Origin of the sequence: Pseudanabaena sp. FACHB-1998, assembly GCF_014696355.1 — a bacterium.
Lineage (GTDB): Bacteria > Cyanobacteriota > Cyanobacteriia > Pseudanabaenales > Pseudanabaenaceae > Pseudanabaena.
The window spans coordinates 1-23,946 of sequence record NZ_JACJQA010000041.1; the positions used below are offsets into that span (position 1 = coordinate 1).

At 42.8% G+C, this 23,946-nt stretch carries 24 protein-coding genes; 9 read left to right on the plus strand and 15 right to left on the minus strand.

Annotation, left to right across the window (positions count from 1 at the left end):
- A partial coding sequence (locus H6F42_RS16545) for an IS630 family transposase (RefSeq protein ID WP_190400475.1) occupies positions 1-478 on the plus strand: 478 nt, incomplete at its 5' end.
- Positions 479-511: 33 nt separating this feature from the next.
- Here H6F42_RS16545 and H6F42_RS16550 read toward each other — a convergent pair.
- From H6F42_RS16550 to H6F42_RS16585, 8 genes are all read right to left on the minus strand, one after another.
- Entirely contained in the window at positions 512-664 is a 153-nt protein-coding gene (locus H6F42_RS16550; RefSeq protein ID WP_190400476.1) for a hypothetical protein, read from the minus strand.
- Between the two features lie 86 nt (positions 665-750).
- The gene (locus tag H6F42_RS16555) at positions 751-2,592 is read right to left on the minus strand and encodes an AIPR family protein (protein WP_190400477.1); all 1,842 of its coding nucleotides are present in this window, start codon (positions 2,590-2,592) and stop codon (positions 751-753) included.
- Between the two features lie 364 nt (positions 2,593-2,956).
- Positions 2,957-3,397, minus strand: coding sequence for a hypothetical protein (locus H6F42_RS16560; RefSeq protein ID WP_190400478.1), 441 nt, complete (start codon positions 3,395-3,397; stop codon positions 2,957-2,959).
- A gap of 212 nt (positions 3,398-3,609) precedes the next feature.
- A complete protein-coding gene (locus tag H6F42_RS16565) occupies positions 3,610-5,670 on the minus strand; it encodes a M48 family metalloprotease (RefSeq protein WP_190400479.1) in 2,061 nt (686 codons plus the stop codon).
- Positions 5,671-5,803: 133 nt separating this feature from the next.
- Entirely contained in the window at positions 5,804-6,619 is an 816-nt protein-coding gene (locus H6F42_RS16570) for a nitrate ABC transporter ATP-binding protein (RefSeq protein ID WP_190400480.1), read from the minus strand.
- Between the two features lie 33 nt (positions 6,620-6,652).
- Positions 6,653-8,053, minus strand: coding sequence for a CmpA/NrtA family ABC transporter substrate-binding protein (locus H6F42_RS16575; RefSeq protein WP_190400481.1), 1,401 nt, complete (start codon positions 8,051-8,053; stop codon positions 6,653-6,655).
- Positions 8,054-8,068: 15 nt separating this feature from the next.
- Positions 8,069-8,875 (minus strand): nitrate ABC transporter permease, encoded by an 807-nt coding sequence (ntrB, locus tag H6F42_RS16580; RefSeq protein ID WP_347272325.1) that lies wholly within the window; start codon positions 8,873-8,875, stop codon positions 8,069-8,071.
- Between the two features lie 190 nt (positions 8,876-9,065).
- Positions 9,066-9,746, minus strand: coding sequence for a pentapeptide repeat-containing protein (locus H6F42_RS16585; RefSeq protein ID WP_190400482.1), 681 nt, complete (start codon positions 9,744-9,746; stop codon positions 9,066-9,068).
- 390 nt (positions 9,747-10,136) lie between these two features.
- On the opposite strand from H6F42_RS16585, the gene H6F42_RS16590 reads away from it, so the two are divergent.
- From H6F42_RS16590 to H6F42_RS16605, 4 genes are read left to right on the plus strand one after another with little or no spacing between them, the layout of a single operon-like run.
- Entirely contained in the window at positions 10,137-10,967 is an 831-nt protein-coding gene (locus H6F42_RS16590) for a hypothetical protein (RefSeq protein WP_190400483.1), read from the plus strand.
- Positions 10,968-10,971: 4 nt separating this feature from the next.
- Positions 10,972-11,733: a SprT family zinc-dependent metalloprotease gene (locus tag H6F42_RS16595; RefSeq protein ID WP_190400484.1), complete on the plus strand. Its 762-nt coding sequence runs from the start codon at positions 10,972-10,974 to the stop codon at positions 11,731-11,733.
- Entirely contained in the window at positions 11,715-11,963 is a 249-nt protein-coding gene (locus H6F42_RS16600) for a hypothetical protein (protein ID WP_190400485.1), read from the plus strand. The genes H6F42_RS16595 and H6F42_RS16600 overlap by 19 nt, the downstream gene beginning before the upstream one ends.
- A gap of 47 nt (positions 11,964-12,010) precedes the next feature.
- Positions 12,011-13,768, plus strand: a complete 1,758-nt coding sequence (locus tag H6F42_RS16605; RefSeq protein ID WP_190400486.1) for a DUF3352 domain-containing protein — start codon at positions 12,011-12,013, stop codon at positions 13,766-13,768.
- A 91-nt stretch (positions 13,769-13,859) separates the two neighbouring features.
- On the opposite strand, the gene dxs is transcribed toward H6F42_RS16605, so the two are convergent.
- On the minus strand, positions 13,860-15,782 hold the full coding sequence (gene dxs / locus H6F42_RS16610) for a 1-deoxy-D-xylulose-5-phosphate synthase (RefSeq protein ID WP_190400487.1): 1,923 nt from the start codon (positions 15,780-15,782) through the stop codon (positions 13,860-13,862).
- 244 nt (positions 15,783-16,026) lie between these two features.
- Here dxs and H6F42_RS16615 point away from each other — a divergent pair, with 244 nt between their 5' ends.
- Positions 16,027-17,157, plus strand: coding sequence for a HAMP domain-containing sensor histidine kinase (locus tag H6F42_RS16615; RefSeq protein ID WP_190400488.1), 1,131 nt, complete (start codon positions 16,027-16,029; stop codon positions 17,155-17,157).
- Positions 17,158-17,328: 171 nt separating this feature from the next.
- Here the strand turns inward: H6F42_RS16615 and H6F42_RS16620 are convergent, their stop codons facing one another.
- The 3 genes from H6F42_RS16620 to H6F42_RS16630 all read right to left on the minus strand — a co-directional run bounded on the left by H6F42_RS16620 (position 17,329) and on the right by H6F42_RS16630 (position 20,266).
- A complete protein-coding gene (locus tag H6F42_RS16620; RefSeq protein WP_190400489.1) occupies positions 17,329-18,522 on the minus strand; it encodes an esterase-like activity of phytase family protein in 1,194 nt (397 codons plus the stop codon).
- 50 nt (positions 18,523-18,572) lie between these two features.
- Entirely contained in the window at positions 18,573-19,556 is a 984-nt protein-coding gene (locus H6F42_RS16625; RefSeq protein ID WP_190400584.1) for a tRNA-dihydrouridine synthase family protein, read from the minus strand.
- A gap of 92 nt (positions 19,557-19,648) precedes the next feature.
- Positions 19,649-20,266, minus strand: coding sequence for a Uma2 family endonuclease (locus tag H6F42_RS16630; protein WP_190400490.1), 618 nt, complete (start codon positions 20,264-20,266; stop codon positions 19,649-19,651).
- A 338-nt stretch (positions 20,267-20,604) separates the two neighbouring features.
- Here H6F42_RS16630 and H6F42_RS16635 point away from each other — a divergent pair, with 338 nt between their 5' ends.
- On the plus strand, positions 20,605-21,276 hold the full coding sequence (locus H6F42_RS16635; RefSeq protein WP_190400491.1) for a phosphatase PAP2 family protein: 672 nt from the start codon (positions 20,605-20,607) through the stop codon (positions 21,274-21,276).
- Here the strand turns inward: H6F42_RS16635 and H6F42_RS16640 are convergent.
- From H6F42_RS16640 to H6F42_RS16650, 3 genes are all read right to left on the minus strand, one after another.
- The gene (locus tag H6F42_RS16640; protein ID WP_190400492.1) at positions 21,273-22,259 is read right to left on the minus strand and encodes a YegS/Rv2252/BmrU family lipid kinase; all 987 of its coding nucleotides are present in this window, start codon (positions 22,257-22,259) and stop codon (positions 21,273-21,275) included. The genes H6F42_RS16635 and H6F42_RS16640 overlap by 4 nt on opposite strands.
- A 354-nt stretch (positions 22,260-22,613) precedes the next feature.
- Entirely contained in the window at positions 22,614-22,883 is a 270-nt protein-coding gene (locus tag H6F42_RS16645; RefSeq protein WP_190400493.1) for a Txe/YoeB family addiction module toxin, read from the minus strand.
- The gene (locus tag H6F42_RS16650) at positions 22,864-23,160 is read right to left on the minus strand and encodes a type II toxin-antitoxin system Phd/YefM family antitoxin (RefSeq protein ID WP_190400494.1); all 297 of its coding nucleotides are present in this window, start codon (positions 23,158-23,160) and stop codon (positions 22,864-22,866) included. The genes H6F42_RS16645 and H6F42_RS16650 overlap by 20 nt, the downstream gene beginning before the upstream one ends.
- A gap of 198 nt (positions 23,161-23,358) precedes the next feature.
- Here H6F42_RS16650 and H6F42_RS16655 point away from each other — a divergent pair, with 198 nt between their 5' ends.
- Together H6F42_RS16655 and H6F42_RS16660 are read left to right on the plus strand one after the other, a co-directional pair.
- On the plus strand, positions 23,359-23,589 hold the full coding sequence (locus H6F42_RS16655; protein WP_190353320.1) for a DUF433 domain-containing protein: 231 nt from the start codon (positions 23,359-23,361) through the stop codon (positions 23,587-23,589).
- Entirely contained in the window at positions 23,586-23,918 is a 333-nt protein-coding gene (locus H6F42_RS16660) for a DUF5615 family PIN-like protein (RefSeq protein WP_190400495.1), read from the plus strand. Before H6F42_RS16655 ends, H6F42_RS16660 begins: the two co-directional genes overlap by 4 nt.
- Positions 23,919-23,946 lie beyond the last annotated feature (28 nt).

The following is a 23,946-nucleotide window of genomic DNA, read 5'->3' on the forward strand; positions in this document are numbered from 1 at the left end:
CCCCAGAGCAGCACACTTAGTCTATGTCGATGAGTCTGGCATGGATGAAAGAGATCAGCACAGTTATGGATGGTCTGAGGCGGGACAAAGGATTTATGGACTAAAGTCTGGGATTAGAAAAAAGCGTATCAATATGATTGCTGGCTATCGGGATGGACAAATAATTGCTCCCTTCACTATTGAAGGAGCCTGTAATCGCAACGTTTTTGAAATTTGGCTAGTAACTTGTTTAATCCCAAAACTCCAACCCAAGGAGTGGGTAATTATCGATAATGCTACCTTTCATCACGGTGGTAGAATTCGCGAATTAATTGAAGCGGCTGGATGTAAATTAGTCTATCTTCCTGCTTATTCTCCTGACCTCAATCGCATTGAAAAATGTTGGGCTTGGTTGAAGCATCGAATTCGCAAACTTTTACGCAATTCTGACAATTTACGTGATGCCATGGAATCTGTTCTGGCCGCTTCTGCGTCCTAATACACTTGGCGACAGCTATAACAGAAAATATTTCTAATAAGTAATCGCTGTTTGCTTTTCTGTGAAGTGGCGATCGTGTTTTTTGGGGTTGATGGGGCGATCGCTGTTTGATTTTTTGAAGTGGCGATCGTGATTTTGGGTTTTGAAGGGGCGATCGCTGTTTGATTTTTTTGGAGAGGCGATCATGCTGTTGAAGTGTTGCGGATCTGATCGCTGGAGCGGATATTAACTCAGTTCTCTATCGCCAAAAGCCCTTACCGAAAATGATCGAGCTAATCTTCGCTATTGTCCATTTCAATAATCTCATCGCCATCTTCCAGCACAATATCTTCAATATCTTTTACAGAAATATCCAAATCATTTAAAGCATCTTTTATTCTCTCGTAATAAGATAGTTTAAATAAGAATTTTATTATTCCATCTGTCGTTTTTTCTTCATTGTTTTCTATTTCAAGTTGTTTCCTAACAAATTGATCTATAAATTTAAAGGTTTTAAGAATAGACTCTTTTTCATTTTTTTCATAGGTATTAATAATGTACTTATTTACATTTAGTTTTTTGTCAAATTTCGCTTGCAAATAATTTGTAAAAGAAACCTTAAATAAAGCAATTAGATGATAATAAGCTGTTTCAAATGTATCTTCATAAGAGCAAAAATAATAGCCGCAAACTATATCAAATATATAAAATGCACATAACATATCTTCAAATGATGTTCTGTCGTTAAATATTTTTTCATACAGTCCATCTTGATGTTCTCTATGTGAAACGAAAATTAGCTCTTTGCTAGTTTCCTTGTAATGCTTGTAGTTATTTATGACACTTACAGGATCTTGCAAATGATAAGCTAGATATACATTGGCAAAAATATGGTTGGTAACTTTAGTGATACCTTCTGGAAGTTCGCGAAACTCATCGCGCCTTTTTTCATACCAAAATTTAGTTTGATATGAATCATTTTGCAGCCTAATTTGGATGTCATCATTAGCACAAAAGTCGCGATCATATATGGGATTCTGTGAATTAGTGTATCTAGTTACATTTAAATCAAAATCAGTTCCTCCTGATTTCAAAAGACGTAAAGTAAGCAAAGACTCACTATCCATTTGAATACGCTTTGTCGGAGACGCATTTTTATAAGCTCGGTAAATAGAATAAACAGTTTGTGCGCCGTTTATAATTTGTAACCCAGTGAGCTGTAACTTTTCAGCCTTCTTCCCAATTTTAGGCAATAGATATGTAATAGCAGTAATACCATTATTGTAATACCAAAAATAAGCAGGGTTTTCAATTGCTGTTTTTTCTATTTCCTCATTAAATTCTGATTGTAGGAGAGGATTTCTAACATTCTTATAGAAAAGTGCAAAACCATATTTTTCAAATAAATCATATATACTTTTAGGACGAAGTAAAAACATATATGCCTCAAAAGGCTTTTGTATTTCAATACGTCCATTCCCTTGTACAATCTCAATATCAATGAGACTTTCCTCTGGATTTTGATAGGTTTCTAGAGGATTTAAAGGCTCAATTTTTTTATATTTTCTATCTATGTAATCTAATTTAATTCGATTAATATCAATAACTTCAAACTTGATTTTTTCGTCATTATTTATGAACGCCTTAATATTCTCATCGGCTCCTCTTCTATATTGAGAAAGGGTCAAAAAAATAAATTTAACTTCTCCATTCTCTTTGAGATGTTTATCCAACTCTTCTACTTTTAATTTCAACTTATCATTAAAGTCGTCTTTCTCACCTCGCAAAATTGTGGTAAAGTCACTCAAAGCTTTGAGTATTTCATCTTTGTCTGATTCTTTTTCCGAATTACCCGCATTGTTCCACTTCGACTGAACAACATAGAAAATCTTATCGCCGTAATTGTTTATCTTATCAAAGACGATATCGCAAGAGCTATCATTATCTCCATCAGTGATAAAACTTGTGTAGCTAGATATCTTTCCATAAAATTCAAGAAACCAAATTAAAAGAGCATAGGATTTCTGGTTGTTGATAGCATTTCTATGTTTTTGTATGAATTTATCATCTTTATACTTTTCTAAGAGATCATTTAGTTCGCCATCTATAATGTTGTAAAAATCTTTAGTAAACATATAAAGTTAAAGAGAAATGAGTATTTATTGAATTTTTTATAGCAACTGGTGCGGATTTTCGACAGAAGATTAAATCTTATATAGAATATACTACATACTCTCCAACTCCTTTAGCACAGTTGCAAACTTAAATTTCATTTCATGATAACCATTTTCAAGCTTCTAGTATTTCAGTTTACTAAATGCGATCGCTGTTTGATTTGTTGTGAAGTGGCGATCGTGATTTGGGGTTTTGAAGGGGCGATCGCTGTTTGATTTTTTGTGGAGGAGGTTCCACTTAATGCTGATGATAAGCCACAAATGAGTACTTACCTGTAATCAGGCAAACCAGTTAGTATATTTTGTATTGTAGCTATGTTCGAGTTTAGCAACGCAAAGCTGTATTGAGATAATTACTAAACAAATGAATTCCTAAGAAACTTAAAGTTACATAGACAAATAAAACAATAAATCCACTCACTAATAGATTGATAGCAAAAAATAGCAATAACGCTATAATGCGATGGGCGATTTTGGTTAAGGGACGGGTGTGATGAGGTGCGGCTATATCTTGAACTTTTATCCGTTTTTTATAACGATCTTTACCAATCAATAAAACAAAGAAATATCTTGCAAAGAGCAAGTTAATCACAAACCTTACATCTATCAATTTCGGTGAAGGCTTGGGAAGGGCGGAGGAAATTACATCTTTAATATTTTTATGTTCTTCGGTACTCAATTTCTCAATGATAGCCTCAGGGATGCGATCCATGTAGTAGTCAGCATCTCTTAGGCTATAGTCCTTGATTGTATAATTTGAAGGCATGGTGTCTGGATAAAATAGATAAATACATAAAATAAAAATTAAGAGACAGAAGTTCTATTTCTTAATTTTTTATGTTTACCTATTATTGCATGACCATTAACGTATAAATTTATTAAAATCTAAAAAATATGGCTTTTTTTCAGCAAATAATTTATGAACAAGGGGCTTAAGCCCCTTGTTCATAAATTATTTGCTGGATTTGATAGCGTAGACTAAAGAATTCGAGAAGTTAAGATGAGACTGGCTAAACCGACTAAAACCAGAATAGAGCTTCCGATATTATTCCAGAATTGGTGATAGCTAATAAGGGAAGCGCGTTTTTTGGGCTGATCTTCCATAATCGGTTGAAGAGTTGACAGATCGACAATTGGGAACTTGCCTCGTCGAAACCAGCCTGAAGCGATGACCGAGCGATCGCGTAATACTTCGAGATTTTTAATGGAGTTGGAAGGATCAACAACCCACTGCTGGAAGTTGGGTATGTAATTGAGAAAAGCTAAGCCCCCTTGATCTTCTAATCTCAAGGCGTAACCAATGTAAAATTCATCGGTGCTATAGCCTAGCAATTCGCCAGCAATCTGCACGGGCTTGCCTTGAACATAACTGGCGTAGGGATCAGTAAGTAAGCTAACGAGATCGGTGTCTGCAACTTTCCGAAAGTCGGGATAGCGTAAACTACCTTGATACATAAATCCCAAACCTAAGCCGATGAGGGAGAGACTGAGCCAGAGCCAGCGATTATAGAGTTGAGTTAAAAAACTAGCAGCAATTAGCGCGATCGCTACTCCCAATAAAGGCGAAATCTGAATCAATAAATCGCGCCAAAAGTTTTGATATAAAACTTTTTTATTTAGCTTTTTCTCTTCCTTCAATAGTTCAGCAAAGTCATATTCCGTTAAAAGTCCTAACTGTTTAGAATATCCTGCTAAAAGCTGGAGGCGTTTGCCGACCAAGGGATGAGTAGAATGAATTTCGAGCCAACGTCGCCAAGGGTTAAACATTTCCCAGAGAAATACGCGGTAAGGATTTTGATCGGTTTGTCCTGCATGGGCGATTTCCATAGCTAAACCGATCGCAGTCATGGTTTGACGATCGCATATCCCTAAGGCTCTGGTGGATTCTAAAAGGCGATTAGTGGGCATGGCGGGCTGATTATAGGGCAGCATTTGTCGCGCCATTTTGGGCAAGGCACGGGCGAGGGCGTTGGGATTGCCTGTAACTTCCGCTGCAAAGCGATCGCTCACAATCGTACTGGCATGGGATAGCCAAATCAGCAAGTAGTTACTAACAGAATAGATGACATTCGCGAAAGTTGCGGCAACTTGCCAGAATTGCTTGGCGCTTTTAGCTTGGTAGCTACGGCGGCTGAGCAGTACATAAATGTAATAGAGAACTTGAACGGGGGCAGAAATGAAGGTTAAAACGGCAAAGCTTTTATTGCGAATGCGCCCGAGTTGATAGGCATAAACCGCAGCCAATTCATCATCATCAAGGCAATCAAATAGACCTCGACTCACCACAATTCTGGCGGAATTGGAAATGACTCCATAGATAAAAGCAACAGGAGCGTCATCTTCAATCCATCCTAACCTTGGGACAAAAATATTTTGTCTTTCGCAAAATTCCTCAATTATTTCTACGGACTCAGGACTTCTTAAATCCAAATCCGCCAAGGTAATCCATTGAATGCGGTGATATTGCTTTTGGGTAATGTCGATAATCCAAGGTGACATAAAAAATAGCAGAATGCTAATCACGCTGGCGGCGATCGCCACGGTCTTAAACCAAGTATCGGTAAAGTAGTCCGTAAAGAATCGCGAGATCCCATAGCCCAACAGAAATTGTAAAGCGGGAATAGTGAGAGTCGTCAGAATTAGGGCGGCAATCAGAAAATATGTGTAACGTGAGGGCAGCGATAGAGTGACATTGTTTTTGCGATAGCGACGTGGATCGGACTTAACGACAGAAGCGACTTCTTGGTTACGCTGGATGCGATCGTCAGGAGGTGCATCTAGCATCGCATTTAGGGTAATTAAAGACTTTTGCGCCCAAGTCTGTATCTGCGGGTCAGTATAGGCGGCTAATTTTTCGCAAATGGCGATCGCCTTGTCCGCACGTCCTGTTTTTTTGTATGCCGAAACTAGCCAGATTTGCGCCTGTACATAGTCTTTTGATTTCGTGCTGCTACTATCTTGGCTATATTCAGACAAGATGGCGATCGCTTCGGTGTAGTGCTTTCGCAATAAAGCCTCTTTGCCAGCTTTTAGGGACATCGCTTAGCCTCTATCTCTCAACGTTAAAAGCTATTTTGCCATCTATCGGGCTTAACATAAAACCCAAAAGACAAGAGGCGGCGCTTTGCGCCGCCTCAAAGCTAGAAGGCTAGTGCAACTTGCCTTCTGGTTTTTATTGATAGCGTTCCAGAAAATCTAAGGCTTGATTGCGTAATTCGTAATACTCCTTAGACTCCCGCAATTCGTGGCGATCGCGGGGACGTGGTAAGGAAATATCTAACACTTTTCCGATGGTCGCTTTGGGTCCATTGGTCATCATCACCACGCGATCGGACATAAAGATCGCCTCATCCACATCATGGGTAATCATCATCACCGCTTGGCGATGATTTTCCCAAATATCTAGAACTTGTTGCTGGAGCTTAGGTCTAGTCAAGGCATCTAGCGCCCCAAATGGCTCATCTAACAGCAACATTTTAGGACGAGTCGCCAAGGCTCGCGCCACCCCAACTCTTTGTTTCATACCGCCTGAAAGTTCGTGGGGATATTTATCGGCGGCGGCGGTGAGATTCACCATGTCAATATGCTCATTTACTACCGCGATTTTTTCGGCACGGCTTGTGGTTTTAAATACTTCATCCACGGCCATACGGATGTTTTCTCTGACCGTCAACCAAGGCAGCAAGGAATAGCCCTGAAAAACCATCATCCGTTCCGCCCCCGGTTTGCGAATGATTTTTCCCTCCAGAGTAACTGAACCTGATGTTGGCTTCTCTAACCCTGCGACAATCCTCAAGAGGGTTGATTTGCCACAGCCTGAGTGACCAATCACCGAGACATATTGCTGCTCAGCGATCGCCAGATCAATGCCATCTAGAACCACAAATTGACTACCATCAGGTTTGCGAAATGCTTTGACGACATTTTCGATCGCCAGAAATGTCTTGTCTTGGGGAGGAGTAGAATTGAGCGATAGTTGAGTAGTCATAAAGGTTAAGCAAGAATATTATGCAAGGAAAAATTACGCAAGAAAAAAGGATTGAGGTGCATTTGCCCTAATTTCAAAGCTACTGAGATAGCCGATGGGATTACTAGGATCAAAGGATTTGCGATCAATAAAAGCTGAGGCAGGTTCCACTTTATAATCCTCCGACGGACATTTAATTCCCATTTCCGCAGCAATTTCTCGATACAAATCCGTTCGCCATGCTTGACGGGCGATCGCTTCGGCATTTTTAGGGAATTCGAGGATTTGTCCCCAACGGGTTGCTTGAGTCATCAGCCAGAGGCTTTGGGATTGCCAGAGAAAAGTGGAATGGTCATGGGCAACTTCGGAGACAGAAGGGGGCATTTCAAAAAATAGCGTTGTCTCGATGCTGTTGGTGATGCGAGGTTGCTGATCAAAGCCACCATAGTTGTAATTTCCAACAATGGCAGGGCGAGTATATTTCACATTTGCGCCTGTAAAAGAGCGCTGAGAAATGATTTTAGCGACTTCTTCCCGATTAGCAGGTTTGCTGCAATATTGACAAGCTTCGATCATCGCTTTGACTAGCGATCGGTAGGTTTTGGGATAGTCCTGAATGAAAGATTCGCGCACAGCTAACAAGCGATCAGGATGACCATTCCAAATTTCTCGCCCTTGAGCAAAAGTAAATCCTATGCCTTCATTACCTGCGATCGCTCTTGTATTCCAAGGCTCCGCAACCATATAAGCTTGAATCGTTTCCATTCGCATATTGCTCACCATCTGAGGTGGTGGGGTAATAATGGAACGCAACTCAGTAACGGGATTGATACCCGCCGCCGCAAGCAGATAGCGCAGGAAATATTCATAGATAGCGGAACTCAGAACCGTTGCCCATACTCGCTCCTCGACAGGTGCTGTTTGCCAATAGCCTCGCAAATCTTTTCCAAACTTCTCTAAGTCTCCATTATAAGTAGATAAGGGACGAATACCTGCTTCCCACAATTTGCGATTGAAGGTGATTGCATTGCCATGACGATGAATAGTCATCGCTGCACACAGAGGAAAATGCCTTGCGCCTTCTGCACCTGTTCTTGCATTAGTGACAGCCCCTGATACGACGGGAGAAGCATCTAAGCGCCCAAAAATAATTCCGTCACGGGAATTCGCCCAGCTTGCTTCACGACTGAGCGTCACATTCAATCCATACTTCCGAAAGAATCCCTTTTCCCAAGCGATCGCAAAGGGAGCGCAATCGTTAACAGGGACAAAGCCGACAGTTAAGTTAGGCTTTTCGAGACTGGCAGGATTAATAATTGGTTCGACCGCAAGGGCTGTTTCCGATAGTCCAGTGGGGTTTCGTGATTGTTCTTGGGCGCAAGCGGAAAAAGCGATCGCTGAAGCAGTAGCGGTCATCCCCTTGAGAAATTCTCTTCTGGTACGCGAACTGTACATAGTTATCTCCGCCTCTTAGGACTGGGCAGGGCGACGGGTGATGATCGCTTGCAATTTGGCGAGGGCATAGTCCAAAATCAATCCCGTTACGCCAATTACAAAGACCGCTAAAAATACGGCACTTACATTCAGTCGGTTCCATTCATCCCAAACAAAAAAGCCTATGCCTATGCCACCCGTGAGCATTTCTACGGCGACAATTACTAGCCATGCAATCCCTAAACTGATGCGTAAACCTGTAAAGATATAGGGCAAACTAGCGGGTAAAATCACTTTAATTAACTGCTTCCATCGGGGCATTTCGAGAACTTGGGCAACTTCCAAATAGTCTTTGGGAACGTTACTGACACCTTCGGCGGTGTTAATGATCGTAGACCAAAGGGAGGTAATAAAAATCACGAAAATTGCGGAAGGCTCGGCAGCGTTAAAAATTGCAAGGGCGATCGGCAACCACACAAGGGGAGAAACAGGCTTGAAAACCTGAATAATCGGGTTAATTGCTAACCAAGCATGACGCGATAACCCAATCCAAACGCCCACAGGAATGGCAACTACAGCCCCCAAGGAAAATCCAATACAAACTCGGCGGAGGCTAGCTAGCAGTAACCAGCCAATCCCGATATCACCCGGTCCGCGCTGATAAAATGGATTTAAAATAAAATCTAAATTTTTAATCAGCGCTTCGAGTGGCGTAGGCATCATTTCATGGCGAAATAAAGCGATCGCCCACCAGAGGGCAATCACTCCTACAAAGCCAGCGATCGGTAAAAGGACAGTGGCTCGCAAGAGGCTGCGAAAGAACCAAGTTATTAAAGCGCTCATAAAAGTGCGAACATCAGTAGCTAAATTCATCAAAACCACGCGGGACATAACTTTGTTTGTGATGAAGCCTTTTGTAGTCTCTATTCAGTCAAATACAAGTTACCGTAAGTCGCGATTTTAAGTCAATCGCGATCTCTTTAATAGGCATCTAATTTTCCCGCCTTGCGGGAAAATTAGATGCTTGGGACTTTTAACGCTTAGCGTTTTCTAAGTGTGCGCCATCTAGCTTTGCTAAATGCAGATCGGTATTTCGGAGATCGGCTTCTTTGAGCTTTGCCCCATTGAAATCGGTTTTCCGTAACACCGCACCACTTAGATTTGCCTTTGTGAGATTCGCTCCATTCAAGATTGCGCCACTTAACTCTGTTTCACAAAGAGAAGAGTTACTTAAATTTGCCCCATTTAGATTTGCGCCAATAAGATTCGCATCAGTGAGATCCGCATTCGTCAGATCGGCTCCGCTAAAATTTACCCCCATCAAATTAGCATTGCGAAGAACTGCACCACTCAAATTTGCGCCACTGAGATTGGCAAGGCTGAGATTGACAGAACTGAGATTAGCTAAACTCAAATTTGTGCCGCTAAGGTTGGTCATGCAGAGGGTGACATCCTGAAATGTGGCAAGGCTAAGATTTGCGCCACTGAGATTGGCTAAGGTGAGGTTTGCCTCCCTCAAATTTGCGCCAATGAGGTTAGCACCGCCGAGATTAGCCAAGCTCAAATCAGCACCGCTAAAATTAGCTTTGCTCACTTCTGCATAGGAAAGATTGGCTTCTCGGAGATCGATTTGTATATGATATTCCTGCGATCGCCATAGATTCCAACTACTGACCCCTTTTTGCAGTTGAATTAGATGGTCTTTATTTGCCACTATTTTGTCGCTCTACTTGTTTGGTTAACCCAAATCAAGAAAATTTTGAAAGCTTTGCTAAGCAAAGCTTTCAAAATTTTCTTGTGGTTCGTTCGCTCTTGATATCTACTTTTAAGCAACCTGCTCTAAATAACTAGGCAAACCACCTCAACTTAACAATAATTCAAGACTGAAAAAGTTTGATCCAGTTATGACAATTCGCAATATAAAGTGGTATATCTCAATCAATCATTATGGTGATCGAATGATGAGCAAACTAAATAAGACGATGGCTCTAGTGACAGTGAGTTTAACCATATGAGAGTGTTAAGCCCTCCTAGAACAAGATCGGGGTCGAGTGCTACTTTTGTAGCTTGCCTATTTTTTGCTGGTGTCGTTTTAAGCGATCGCATGGGGAACTCAATCGCGATCGCCGCCCCTAATCTCTCAATTGCCCAGTCTATCCAGCCTGCTAACGCCTGTCCCCAGTTAACCAATCGGCGCTATGTGGTTTTGTTAGATCGACCAGCAAATTTGTTACCCCAGTTACCTGAATTTTTAGCGATCGCCGCCGTTCCCTGCACTTATCTTAATGGTTCGATGACATTTTTTGGCGGTTTTGATAATGCTCAAGCCTCCACATTTCGGGCTAGCCAATTACGGGAATTGGGACTAGATGCGATCGTTCATTCTTTCACCGCCAAGGTAAATGATATTCCTGCAAATCTTCAAGGTGCTGCCATTCTGGTTGATCCGAGCAATGACCCTAATGCAGTCCTTCAAAGAGTGCGATCGCTCACAGGGAAGGGAGCCGTTTTTGCGACTTTTAGTAACCGCTCGGTGATTTTAGCCGCACCTCTATTTAGCCAACAGAGTGCTAATAGCAGTGCCGTTCTCCTTCGCAATCAAGGGCTTGCTGCCCAAGTTATCAGCGCTGAGCTAATTTCTGCCCCTAAAGCGCCTGATAATCTAGCCCCTCCAAATCCTGTTCCAACGCCCAATAATCCTGCAAATCCTCAAAACCCTGATAGCTCTAAAAAAATCATCTATCGAGTTTTAGTTCCCAACAGTAATGCCAACACTTTGAAACTGATCCGTGAAAGCGCTCCTGATGCTTTCGTTACGATTCTTAAGGGTAAATCCTATATTCAAGTCCGTACTTATACCAATCGCAGTAATGCCCATCGCGAACGCGATCGCTTAAATTCTCAATTTTCAGGTACGATTTTGATTCAAGATTAAACTTATGGTATCTCTTCCCAAATCTTTAATAGAATCTTTAACGGATTTACCAAACTATACGGTGCGGGTAAGTTCTCGCGCTAAATGCGTTCGCCTCTCGCTGTCTGTAGAAGATGGTTTAGAGGTAGTAATACCTGACAATTACGATCGCCGTAAGATTCCCGAAATCGTTCATACAAAACGTGATTGGATTGCGCGACATCAAAATAAATTAGATGAGCGTAAAGCGTTTTTGCAGTCGCAGTCTCCCCATGAACTGCCTGAATCTATTAATCTGCGATCGCTTGGCGAGCATTGGCGCATAGAATATCTAGCGATTTCCCTGACTTCAAATGCTATCAGCATTAGTGAACAGCCCGAGCCGATGTTGCTAGTCGTAAGTGGAAATGTGGCGAATGTGCAAGCTTGTAAGGCTCTCTTAAAGCAATGGTTAATGCGAAAAGCCGAGAAGCATCTCTTTAGTTGGTTACGCCAAGTCAGTACTCGCCACCATCTGCCCTATCGCACGACTACGGTACGCAGTCAAAAAACTCTCTGGGGTAGCTGTTCACGCGATCGCAATATTAGTCTTAACTATAAGTTGCTATTTTTAGACAATAAAGTGGTGGAATATGTTCTGCTCCATGAGCTTTGCCATACGGTTCACATGAATCACTCGGATAAATTTTGGGGTTTAGTCAGTAAGTTTGAGCCAAATTACAAATCTCTGGATAAGTCTCTCAATCAAGCATGGAAGATTATTCCCGCATGGCTAGAAGCCACGTAATACCAAATGAAGAAATGGCTACGCCATTTCTTCATTTGGTATTACGTGGTTTGGTGCGCCACCATTATTATGTCTTTGGAGAGATTTTGGACAAATCAACGTCTATTGATCAGAGATTTAAAGGGCTTGAAAATATTGATATATCAAGAAATCAAGACTTAATGCACATAGAGCCTGTGAGCAAACTCACAGGCTCTATGTGCATTAAGTCTATGGCTATTTTTTGTTAAGCCCTATACTGACATTTTGCAACTAAAAATATGGGAGGTCTCATTTTATGACTGAAAAGAAAACAAATTTATTGCCAATTATTGGTGGTGCGGCTGTAGTAGTTGCTGGTGGTGTAGGAGCTTATTTCTTCTTCAATAAACCAGTTAATTTACCTACAGGTATCGGTAGTACTGCCTCTGGAACTCTCACCGTCGTCCCTAAGCAGTCCTTGATGGCGATGTCCATTTCCACCGACGGAGCATCTTTGGCTCAGCTAGAGCAGTTTCTCTCGCCAGAAACCAAAAAAATCTATGATAAAGCGATCGCCCAGATCAGAAACAATCTTGCATCGGGTGACATTGACTATGACAAAGATGTTAAGCCTTGGGTTGGCAAAAATGTCACGGTTGCCTTCTTGCCATCGGGCAAAACTGCTCGCCTTAGCCCTTCCACACCTCAGTCCGCACTTCAGCCCCGTTATGTGCCGATGAGCGACACAGGTTCTCTTCAATTTGTGCAAGCACCTCAAATTAAAGAAGCCCCGAAGGAGGCAACCCCCAATATTTTGATCGTACTTGAGGTTAAAGATAAAGCTGGAGCGGAAAAGTTTTTAACAGAAAAGGTCAAAGTCAAATCAGGCGGTAAAGAAAAACAGTCGGATTACAAAGGGGTAAAAATTACGCAATACGGCGAAGGCTCAAGCGCCAGCGCTACAGCGATGGTCGGCGACTATTTGATTGTCACTCCTCAAGAAAAGACCACTCAAAAGGCGATCGACACCTTTAAGGGTGAGGCTTCGCTAGCTAGCTCGGCTGGAGTTGACGATCTCAAACTCAAAAACTCCGTTGCTCAAATTTACATTCCCAACTTTGGGGAATCCATTGTGGAGCTATCGGCGCTTAATCCAAATGCCCAAACTATTCCTCCTGAATCTTTGGAGCAATTGAAGAAGGTCAAGTCGATGAATATGGGCTTTGGCATTGACGACACAGGTATTCGCTTTAAGGTAGTTGGTAAGTTTGATCCTGCGGCGATCGCAGCTCTCAAAAATTCACCCAATAAAATTATTGGTCAGATTCCTTCTCAAGCCTTTTCCCTAATTACTGGCTCCAATATCAAGAGTTCTTGGGAACAGTTTGTCAAGTCTGCCGAAAATACACCTGAAGTGAAGAAAAGTATTGAAGAAGCGAGAACTCAATTAAAATCTTCACCTTTAGCGATCGATTTGGACAAAGATATCTTTGGATGGATGGATGGAGAATTTGCCTTTGCTTCGGTGTCGGGTAAACCCGAAGGCATTCTCGCGCAAACTCAAGGGCTTGCGCCGATTCTCTTGCTCCAAACTAATAATCGGGCGGCGGGTGAGTCTTTACTCAAAAAATTCGACGATTTTGTCGCTAAAAATGGTGGCAAGGTTAGCAAAAAAGATGTTGGTGGTGTCTCCGTAACTGAATGGTCTGTCACAGGAGCGCCTGGGGCGATCATATCTCACGGTTGGAGTCAAAAGGACACCGTATTTATTACTGCTTCGCCTATTGTGTCGATGTTTGTCCCCAAACCTGCAACCGCGATCGAGACTGATCCCACCTTCAAGGATGTAGTTAGCACTCTACCTGCTAATAATATTGGCTATTTCTATATTGATGCCGATAAGACATGGAATATCGTTCAAACTTTTATGCCTCCTGCGGAAAAGGAAAAGACTCCTGCGGAGGTCAAGGCTCTAATTGCTTCAATTCGAGGTTTAGCAGTAACGGCTGCCTATCCTAGCGCTGAGTCTGCTGAAGTTGAGGCTATTTTAGCTCTCAAGAAAGGCGGCAAATAAAAAATATAGGGGTTGCAGAGCAACCCCTATATTTTTTATTTGTAATAATAAAGCCCCGAATGGCGGAGCCATTCGGGGCTTTATTGTAAGCCTAACTAGTAACCGCAGCTTGCTGATTAAAAGCGAACTGGTGGAGAATGCGATCGCAGATTTGTCCACTCGATAGACCGAGAGAATTGAAAGACTGTTCTGGCGAAGCATGTTCCACGAGAATATCGGGAACACCAATGCGATAAACAGGAGCTAGAACATTCGCATCATTCAAAGCTTCAAGTACCGCGCTACCAAATCCACCCATTAGGCAACCTTCTTCAAGCGTGACTACTTTGCCGATTTTTTGAGCAAGGGGCAGAATTAGCTCAGTATCCAGAGGTTTTGCAAATCTGGCGTTAACGACAGTAGCACTGATTCCATGCTCATTGAGGAGTTCCGCAACCTGTAGGGAAGGATAAACCATCGAGCCGTAGGCTAATAGTAATACATCCTTACCTTCGCGCAGTACTTCCGCTTTACCGATTGGTAATGGCTCGATATCTTCATCTTGCAGTGGTGCACCCACGCCATTACCGCGAGGATAACGCATGGCGATCGCGCCATTATGGGTCAACCCAGTGACGATCATGTTCTGCATTTCGGCTTCGTCCTTAGGAGCCATCAAGACGATGTTCGGAATGCAGCGCAAATAGGCGATGTCATACATCCCTTGGTGGGTAGGACCATCGGCTCCAACGATACCTGCGCGATCGAGGCAAAGGAAAACGGGCAAGCTCTGAATGCAGATATCATGCACAATCTGATCGAAACCACGTTGCAGGAAGGTGGAATAAATCGCGGCGACGGGACGCATCCCTTCGCAAGCCATCCCTGCGGCAACGGTGAGGGCGTGCTGCTCCGCAATACCAACATCAATAAATTGATTAGGCAATGCGGCTTGGAATTTATCTAAGCCTGTACCTGTGGACATGGCGGCGGTAATCGCCACAATCCGTTTGTCATGCTCAGCAAGTTTGATCAGCGTATCCGCAAAAACCTTGGAATAGCTGGGAGGTTTGGGTTTACTACTGGAAGCTGAGGGTTTCGCTTTGCCTGTGGCAATATCAAAGGAATTTTGAGCATGATAGCCAACGCGATCGGCTTCAGCATAGCTATAGCCTTTACCCTTAGTGGTACTGACGTGAACCATCACGGGGCCAGTAAGCGTATGCGCCATTTTGAAGGTATCGATCAATTCCTTGAGATTGTGACCATCGACGGGACCAATATAAGTAAAGCCAAGTTCCTCAAATACGGCTCCTACTTTGTTTTGTACCATCGTCACAATCTTGAGATTGTCCTTGATGCGCTCAATCTCAGGGCTGATTTGTTCACCAACGAAGGGAATATTGCGGATTTGTCCTTCGAGATTATTGGTGATGAATTTCATCGGTGGACTGAGGCGCAGTTTATTCAGGTACTTAGGAATTGCGCCGACGTTTGCCGAAATTGACATTTCATTGTCATTGAGGACAACTAATAAATTAGTTTTGGGAAGATGTCCTGCATGGTTGATTGCTTCAAGCGCCATCCCGCCTGTCAAGGAGCCATCACCGATAATCGCCACAGTTTTGTAATTTTCGCCTTGCAAATCGCGAGCGATCGCCATGCCAAGGGCTGCGGAAATACTGGTCGAAGCATGACCCGCACCAAAATGGTCGAATTCACTTTCGCGACGATTGAGATAACCTGCAATGCCGTCCTTTTGACGCAAGGTATGGAAATCCTTGTAGCGCCCTGTGATCAGTTTGTGGGGATAAGCCTGATGTCCTACGTCCCAAACGACCTTGTCACGGTCTAAATCGAGGGTTTGGTATAAAGCGAGCGTTAGCTCGACTACACCTAGCCCAGGACCAAGGTGTCCCCCTGTGGCGGCGATCGTTTCTAAATGTTTTTGCCGAATTTCCTTAGCAATAGATTCCAATTGCGAGATCGTCAGACCGTGCAACTGGTTAGGATGGGTGACATCACTTAACCGCATATATAATTATTTTCATAAAATGACTTCCTTTAGTTTAACTGAAGCACACCCCCCAAACGTTCATCGCGATCGCAGTTCTTTAAAATCCATCATAAGAGTAAAAACCTGTGGCGCACGCGCAGTGTATGCCACAGGTTTTTACTCTTATTTTAAGTCCCCGCTATTTACTAGTATCAACTCATCGGAGGGTTATACTGATATTTAAATAAGACTTTGTCCTATGTGATTCTCTAGTTATTTTCCCATGCTTTCCGCGAGTCCTGACCTTATAGCCCTAGCCCGATCGCAAATTATTTTACTGACCCAGAGCTTGGGTGCAGTCGCTAGCGCTATGTATATCACCGAGACGGTGGCGGATGGGATGCCGCCCCATTTGATCGAAGTGGCTGTGTTTCCAGAAGAGGGGGCGATCGCTCTGCCAGAGACTTTTACTTCTGAATCTTTGCCCATGTTGGCGATGGGGGCTAGTGGCTTAGTAAGACAGCGCCGCTTTGTCTTGCCTTTGATTTATGAAGAGGCAATTTTAGGTTTTTTGATGACGGGACGGGAAGATCGGGATTGGTTCGATTATGAACAATCGCAAATTCAACAAATTGCTAATACCTTAGCGATCGCTTGCGCTCTTGATCGCCGCAATCAATGGTTAGCCGCAAATCAACAGCGTAACTATGAAGAACAAAGCAATTTTTTAGCCTCACTACTACATCAACTCCGCAATCCTCTTACTGCAATTCGCACCTTTGCTCAATTACTATCGCGCCGCATTGTTGCGGACGATCCTAATCAAAAATTTGTGACAGGAATTTTACGTGAAACTCAGCATATCCAAGATTTGCTAAGCGAAGCCGATCGCCCTGCGCCACTCTTACTATCGGAAGCGGAACATGAAAAGGCGCTCTTACCTGCGGCAACGATAGAACTAACAGAGATTGATCTTAGTGAAATTCTGGATGGAATTACTAACTTTGCCAACGCGATCGCGCAGGAACGAAATATTCAATTTTTATCAAATATCCCTTCCCATTTGCCCAAAGTTTTAGGTAATGAGTCGGCTCTAAGGGAAGCGATCGGCAATCTTGCCGAGAATGCGCTCAAATATACGCCTGAACGTGGCTATGTGTTATTAGGCGCAGATGTAAAACCTGACACAGTTTACATCTATGTCCAAGATACGGGTGTCGGTATTCCTGATGCTGACTTGCCACGCTTATTTGAGCGCAATTTTCGGGGTAGACAGGCGGATGGCGATATTTCAGGTACGGGATTAGGACTGGCGATCGCTAATGAATTAGTCCAGAAAATGGAAGGAAGTATTCATGTGATCAGTCAAGTTGGCAAAGGCAGTACTTTTGCGGTGACCCTAAAGAGAATTTAAGTAAAGGTGGCACTTTGTGCCACCTTTACTTAACTGATGTTACGTGGAACCCTCATCCCCTACCCCCTTCTCCCGCAGGAGAAGGGGAGCAAAATCCATATTTTCTTGTTCCCCTCTCCTGCGGGAGAGGGGCTAGGGGTGAGGGCTTTACAAACTTCCACGTAACATCAGTTACTCAATTCGTGACTGTAAACGAAAGAACAGAAATTGGGTAACTTGATCATTACTGAAGTTATCATCACTCACTAAAATCAAGCTTTGAGAGCCATCGGCTAATTTGGGTCCGATCGCCATTCCTTCGAGATTATCTAACTTAATCCCAAGGATTGCCAAATCGAGAACTAACTTTTTGCGAATTGATCGCAGATTAGGGCTAGCTCGAAAGCTGGTGATTGATGAAGTATCATCGGCGCTACCTGTAAAGATTTGCCAGATTTTGGCACTGAGTCCGTTAGCCCCATTAGAGCGCTCAAGGGTGAGAAAATGACCTCCGCGATCGAGGGCAATAATTTCATTAACGCCAATTTGATTAATTGGGGAAGTCATGGCTTCTACAGGATAGCGATGCTCAGCAACGATCAGGGGTGCAATATTACCAACTAAATAATGCAGAAACCGACTTTCGGAAGGTTGGCTGGTATCGGTTTGAGCGTCTTGAGCAAGGGCATTTTCGGTAATCGTAAAGACGCGATAGGGGTCGCCCACAGAATCACGAATGACAGTCATCGCTTCAAAGCCAAGATTGTCTCTTACGCCTCTGGGCAAAATTTCTGGATTGTTACGTCCTTTGGAATTTGGGATTTGATTAGGTTCCGTTGCTTCCGTTTTTGGTAAATAGCGAGAGGGAATTGGCAGACTCCGCAGCTTTTTACCAGTCAGTAGATCAAATTCATCAATGAAGGGATCAATTCCTTTGCTAGCAACACCTTCGCTCGCAATTAATACGGTGCGATCGCCTGTAAGTGCGATCGCCTCAGGATCAATTTCGCCTTGTGGATAGGTATTACCTTTTTTGTCTTTGAGAATATTTAAACCAATCACTTCCACATTCTCTAATTGAGGATTTGCGGATTTAGGCGCAAATTGTAACCTCAGCGCATAGAATCGGGCTGGGGAAAATTCGCTACGATCATCGGAAATGGCATAAAAAATATTCTCAAAGCGATCGTAAGCGAGTCCCGACAAGCCACCAACAGGCGTATTTTCAAATTTCTGCTTCGGTAATTGGTATTCATTAATAAAGTCTAGAGAGACATTCAGAAATGTGCGATCGCTTGCCAAGACAGGCAAAGCCGTCAATCCACTCAAAATAACTATTCCCAAACTCAGCAGCAGACTAACTAGTAAATATTTAAGGTTTCGCATATTTTTTGATTTTTTTATTTCATTAAGATATAGTCGGCGCTTTGCGCCGACTATATCTCAGCTTCACAACTAGGACGGGCAATCAAATTCTCATAGGGTTCGATCGCAAAGGGGCGCTCAGGTTCAGCTAGTAAATGGCGATCGCATAGGTCAAAAAGCTCTTGCTTAGATTGCACGAGGCGCATTCCCGCTAAAAAACTTCCCTCTGGATCAATCCCAGTACCAATGAAATTTAGAAACTTTTTCAAGCAATTTACATGGGATTTCTCACGAAGATCTTCACGGCTGGTAATCGCAAATAGGTGCTGGATATAGCGATTTACATCCGCTAGCGTAATCACCTGTACGGGCTTCCCTGCAAAGCGATCGCGTATTTGCTGAAAGATCCAAGGATTACGAATCGCTGATCGCCCAATCATCACCCCTGCGGCTCCCGTTTCTTGTAATACCTGTTCCGCTTTGAGATAGGAAGTTACATTCCCATTAGCTAACACTGGACAATTTACTGTCTGCACGGCTTGACGAATTAAGTCATAATGCACTTCGCCTCGATATAGCTCCTTGACCGTGCGCCCATGCAGACTGAGCAGATCAATTTGATATTGATTGATTAATTCCAATAGCTTCTCAAAATTAGCAATGGAATCAAATCCCACCCGCATCTTCACTGTGAAAAGTCCTGTAATCTGCGATCGCAAAGCATCAAAAATTCGCTCAATCGTTTCAGGTTCGCGCAATAGCCCCCCACCCACATTCTTTCGATAAACTCGCGGTGCAGGACAACCAAGATTAAGGTCAATTCCTGCGATCGGATACTTCGTAAGTAGCTGAGCAATCCGCAACAGATCGGGAATACTCTCACCAATTAATTGAGCAAATACAGGTCTTCCTGTTGTGTTCAAGGTAATGGATTTGAGGATTTTTTTGTCAATACTAGAGTTCCCATAGACGCGAAAATATTCGGTCACATAATAATCAGGACATCCATATTCACTTAGCATTTGCATGAACGCAAGATCGGTTACATCCTGCATGGGCGCAAGTGCAGTGAAGGGTTGTCCCGCTAAAATCGGTGGTGGCAAGGTTTGAGAAGACACAATTATTAGATTTAAGAAGCTTACGAATCCTAGGCGGCGGCTTGAAAAACTTGATTAGCCGTGAGATTTAATTCTGGGAAAGTCGGCGAAACTAGGCGATCGTCTCCCTGAAACGATGTAACTTGATATTCTCCATCGACTAACTGATAGATAAATATCGTAGGCTGTTTGGGATTACCAATAAATCTCCTCCCACCTAAACCCAAATAATCCACAACCCAATATTCAGGGATCCCTATCTCTTCATAGTCTTTTACTTTTGTCAAATAATCAACGCGCCAATTAGTACTCACCACCTCGACCGCAATAATAACCGAGGCTCCCTGAGTCACCGTAGATTCGTTTTCCCACAGAGGCTCATTGCTTAAGTTAGAACGATTTAAGATTAGAATATCTGGCAAATAGGCTGATTCAGCCTCAGCAACTTTTACAAAGGCTTGACTAGGTATAAGGTATGGCAAATTCAATCGCCTATACTCAAACACTAATTCTGTCGATAAAAATCCCTTTACTGATTCGTGCGCTCCTTTAGGTTGTGGCATCTCAATAATTATTCCATTATGTAACTCATAGAAACCTTGGTCGGGCTTCCACTGGATAAACTCTTCGTAGGTTACTAATTGGGTTTTCGCTAAGGCTTGAACCATTGGGTTACCTGTTTTGCAATCATGTAGTTTGATTATATAGCAATAGTTGAGAGAATACCCCTTGGGGGCGTTCTCTCAATTATTGCCACTCCATTCCTACTCAAAGTGGAATTGCAACGTTTTGCGTTACAATTCCACTTTGGGTGTGAGCTAAAATACATGGTAAATGCTTAACACATAGAAAAAAAAGGATTTTACGGGACTCAAAAGCAGAAAAGCCTTACTTTTTATCCCTGAGGTTTTTTGTCCTAAGTAATTCTCTTATTGCGATAGCTAGGCAATGAACAGCCTACAATACTTATAAAATTACATTAATCTTTAATATTAGGAGATTGCCGATGGCGCAGGTTAGTATTCGTCTTTACTGGTTGTTCCAATCACTCATTGCTTTCGCTCCTTATCTGCTGGCAGGTTTGCTAGCAGGCACGCTTGTTTTAGCGCTAGGTGTTTTCATTGCTCGTTTCCTTCTATGGGATTGGTTACTACCTTTTGAAGAGTTATGCTTGATAACTCTCAAAGAATGGTCTAATCCAACCCTAGATAGATACATGACGGCTCTAACTTGGATGGCTCAGGGCGAAATTACTATTCCTATACTGATTGCGATCGCAGGAATTCTTATTTATCGCGAGGAGGCAGTTCCAGTCCTGATCTTAGCGATCGGGTTAAGCGGTTCATGGTTGCTTAACGGCATTTTTAAGTCTTTCTTCCGCCGCAAACGCCCCGATCTATGGGCTTCTTCTAAACGTCCAATGGATTACAGTTATCCCAGCGGTCATTCGATGAGTGCAATTTCCTTCTACGGTTTATTAGCGGCGATCTTGACGCAGTCTCTAGGTATTCCTCTATGGATTACTGCTCCCTTGGCAGGGTTTTTAACCTTGGGAGTAGGCTTTAGTCGAGTGTATTTTGGGGTGCATTGGCCCACAGATGTCCTCAGTGGATGGGTTGCTGGCGGCATATGGCTTGCATCCTGCTTATACGGACTAGTTCAAATTAGTGGAATTTAAGCAGAGATTGATGGGCGATCGGTGGAAATGCTCCCCACTTGCTCTGGCAAACCATAGCTGTTGTTTTCGTCAGCAAACTTTAATAGCAACTCAGGCGTAGGAACACAAATTAAAAGAGCATTTGGAACCACTTCCACAATGATGGGGGTAACGCCTAGATACTGTCCATCGGCATGAACTTCTAATGGTGGATAACTCTTAATCTCAATTTTAGCAGCGCGATGAGTCTTGAGCCGCTCATGGGGAAGGCGTTCACCCCGCATAGCTTTAAAGAAGTGACACAGATGATCCCATTTGGAGGGGTTATCAATATATATTACGTCCAGCTTTCCATCATTCATTTTTGCGTCAGGCGCTAAGGCAAATTGCACCCCATAGCGAGGACTGTTGCAGATATTGACTTGCAAGATGCGTAAACGTCGCATCCGTCTGCCATCGAGGCGCAAGACTAAGCGGTGCTGTTTAAATTGCAAAAAAGTTTGTATACCTGACAGGATACTTTTAAAAGCAGTCCAATAATTTTTCTTGATTCCTTCTTTGACTTCATCTCCACAAGGAAAAAGTGTGGCTTCTAGACCCACGCCGACCACTTCCACAAAGTAATGATCGTTTGCCTTGCCCATATCAAACCGACCACGCGTTCCCTCTACCAGAGTCTGAATGGCTTGAGATAAATCGTTGGGGATATCTAAGCTAGCGGCAATGTTATTACGGGTTCCCATCGGAATAATGCCTAACACAGTTTGAGTATGCATTAATCCTCGCGCTACGGCTTCAATCGTGCCATCACCTCCCGCTACAATCACAAGTTCAGCACCTGCTTGAGCAGCCTCAGCCGCAAGATTCTCACCATCTTCATCAGGAGAAGTGGTGCAGAGTTCAGCTTCGATGCCTTGATTTTGCAAAGCATCGACAATTTCAGTTGACTGATCAGGTTTGTCAGCAGGGCCAGAAGTGGGGTTGATGATGAGGCGGGTATTCATCTCTGTCGTTTTCCTATTGGTTTAAAGTTGAAAATAATGTAAACGGTTAGGATAAAAGCCTGCTCAGGCACACTTGCTTAGCAAAAGGTCTACAGTTCATTAATTTAGATACGTCCAAAAAAATTATCCGAAAGATCTAAAGTCTATGGACTATAGCAGTTTGTTGAGACTTTCCCTTCCCTCTATAAGCTGATCTAACGAACTGACGAGATTACCCTACCAAAGGAATTTCTCAATTAAACTTGACAGCATCTGAGGGTGGTAGTCATGAGGAGGTTTATTAGGTAGCGATCGCTCAATTATCATCCACTAGTACAACACGATCGCCCAACCACCCACAAAAAACGCGATCGCCTAGTAGTGATAACGAGCTTGAAGAAACTCAATGCGATCATCTTTAATGCGATAGACCATTCGATGTTCTTGAGTTAATCTTCTTGACCATGTATTTTCACCAACATATTTGAGAGGTTCAGGCTTGCCAATTCCCTTAAATGGATCATCAAGAACCGATTCAACTAGTTCCATCGCTCGAACAGCAATTTTGCGATCCGTATTTACCCAATACACTAGATCTTGTCTGAATTGTGACACAAAAACAGCATCACGCGGTTTCTTTGGCACTGCCAAGTCCCACCTCCTGACTGAGTTGATTCAAAGTTTTTGGCAAAACTGTTCTCGAATCCGCCTCTTCTAAAGCTTCAAATAAACGAATTGCATTTTTAGGAGATTTAAGTAAATGCAAAGTTTCAAGCAAACTTGATAGCTCTTTAGCTGAAATCACTGCCACATTTTCGCGGTCGCCACGTTCCAAAATGACAAAGTTGTTTTCTGCAATCACGCGATCGCAAATTTCTGAGAATTGGTTGAGTGCTTGATCGTAATTGACTGTAAGACTCATACGCCATTACAAAATGTACAAATAAATTTGTACACATATTATATAGCTGATTTTTGAGAAAAAAGTATAAGGCGATCGCCAATTTATCCCCCTCACAAAAAACATGATCGTCCCGCCACTCACCAAAAACGAGATCGCCCAATTACTCACATGAAATAGCTCTTATGCTAAGCTTGAGCAGCGTGATTGTAAGCAAATATGAACTATCGAAGCATCATAACAATTGAGCCAGATAAGCGTGGTGGAAAGCCTTGCATTAGGCGGATGCGTATTACTGTGTATGATGTTTTAGGATGGTTAGCGTCGGGAATGTCCCATGCAGAAATTTTAGATGACTTTCCAGAATTGACAGAGCAGGATATTAGGGCTTGTTTAGAGTTTGCTGCGGATAGAGAACATAGATTGATGGCTTTTGTGGGTGCTGCGTGAGGTTGCTTTTTGATCAAAATTTGAATCGTAAGTTGGAAGGAAGATTAGCTGATATTTTTCCTGATTGCAGCAATGTTCAGTTTCATGATTTAGATGATAAAACTGATACTGAGATATGGGATTTTGCTGAAATCAATAATTTCTATATCGTGACTCAAGATGCGGATTTTGCAGAGAGAAGTTGTTTGTGTGGTTCGCCTCCAAAGGTGATTTGGTTACGTTGTGGAAATGTGCCAACGAGTCAGGTCGAACAAATATTAAGTTTCGGGAGTGGAGTGATTAATGGGTTGAAAGATGCTGTAAATATAGACTGCCTAGAGGTTTACTAAACGCGATCGCCCAATCACCCACCAAAAC

Excerpts from the sequence above, each read along its gene's own strand:
- H6F42_RS16550 (WP_190400476.1), bottom strand. The coding sequence starts at position 664 with ATGATCGCCTCTCCAAAAAAATCAAACAGCGATCGCCCCTTCAAAACC.
- H6F42_RS16555 (WP_190400477.1), bottom strand. The coding sequence starts at position 2,592 with ATGTTTACTAAAGATTTTTACAACATTATAGATGGCGAACTAAATGAT.
- H6F42_RS16560 (WP_190400478.1), bottom strand. The coding sequence starts at position 3,397 with ATGCCTTCAAATTATACAATCAAGGACTATAGCCTAAGAGATGCTGAC.
- H6F42_RS16565 (WP_190400479.1), bottom strand. The coding sequence starts at position 5,670 with ATGTCCCTAAAAGCTGGCAAAGAGGCTTTATTGCGAAAGCACTACACC.
- H6F42_RS16570 (WP_190400480.1), bottom strand. The coding sequence starts at position 6,619 with ATGACTACTCAACTATCGCTCAATTCTACTCCTCCCCAAGACAAGACA.
- H6F42_RS16575 (WP_190400481.1), bottom strand. The coding sequence starts at position 8,053 with ATGTACAGTTCGCGTACCAGAAGAGAATTTCTCAAGGGGATGACCGCT.
- ntrB (WP_347272325.1), bottom strand. The coding sequence starts at position 8,875 with ATGAGCGCTTTAATAACTTGGTTCTTTCGCAGCCTCTTGCGAGCCACT.
- H6F42_RS16590 (WP_190400483.1), top strand. The coding sequence starts at position 10,137 with ATGGGGAACTCAATCGCGATCGCCGCCCCTAATCTCTCAATTGCCCAG.
- H6F42_RS16595 (WP_190400484.1), top strand. The coding sequence starts at position 10,972 with ATGGTATCTCTTCCCAAATCTTTAATAGAATCTTTAACGGATTTACCA.
- H6F42_RS16600 (WP_190400485.1), top strand. The coding sequence starts at position 11,715 with ATGGCTAGAAGCCACGTAATACCAAATGAAGAAATGGCTACGCCATTT.
- H6F42_RS16605 (WP_190400486.1), top strand. The coding sequence starts at position 12,011 with ATGACTGAAAAGAAAACAAATTTATTGCCAATTATTGGTGGTGCGGCT.
- dxs (WP_190400487.1), bottom strand. The coding sequence starts at position 15,782 with ATGCGGTTAAGTGATGTCACCCATCCTAACCAGTTGCACGGTCTGACG.
- H6F42_RS16615 (WP_190400488.1), top strand. The coding sequence starts at position 16,027 with ATGCTTTCCGCGAGTCCTGACCTTATAGCCCTAGCCCGATCGCAAATT.
- H6F42_RS16620 (WP_190400489.1), bottom strand. The coding sequence starts at position 18,522 with ATGCGAAACCTTAAATATTTACTAGTTAGTCTGCTGCTGAGTTTGGGA.
- H6F42_RS16625 (WP_190400584.1), bottom strand. The coding sequence starts at position 19,556 with ATGCAGGATGTAACCGATCTTGCGTTCATGCAAATGCTAAGTGAATAT.
- H6F42_RS16630 (WP_190400490.1), bottom strand. The coding sequence starts at position 20,266 with ATGGTTCAAGCCTTAGCGAAAACCCAATTAGTAACCTACGAAGAGTTT.
- H6F42_RS16635 (WP_190400491.1), top strand. The coding sequence starts at position 20,605 with ATGGCGCAGGTTAGTATTCGTCTTTACTGGTTGTTCCAATCACTCATT.
- H6F42_RS16640 (WP_190400492.1), bottom strand. The coding sequence starts at position 22,259 with ATGAATACCCGCCTCATCATCAACCCCACTTCTGGCCCTGCTGACAAA.
- H6F42_RS16650 (WP_190400494.1), bottom strand. The coding sequence starts at position 23,160 with ATGAGTCTTACAGTCAATTACGATCAAGCACTCAACCAATTCTCAGAA.
- H6F42_RS16655 (WP_190353320.1), top strand. The coding sequence starts at position 23,359 with ATGAACTATCGAAGCATCATAACAATTGAGCCAGATAAGCGTGGTGGA.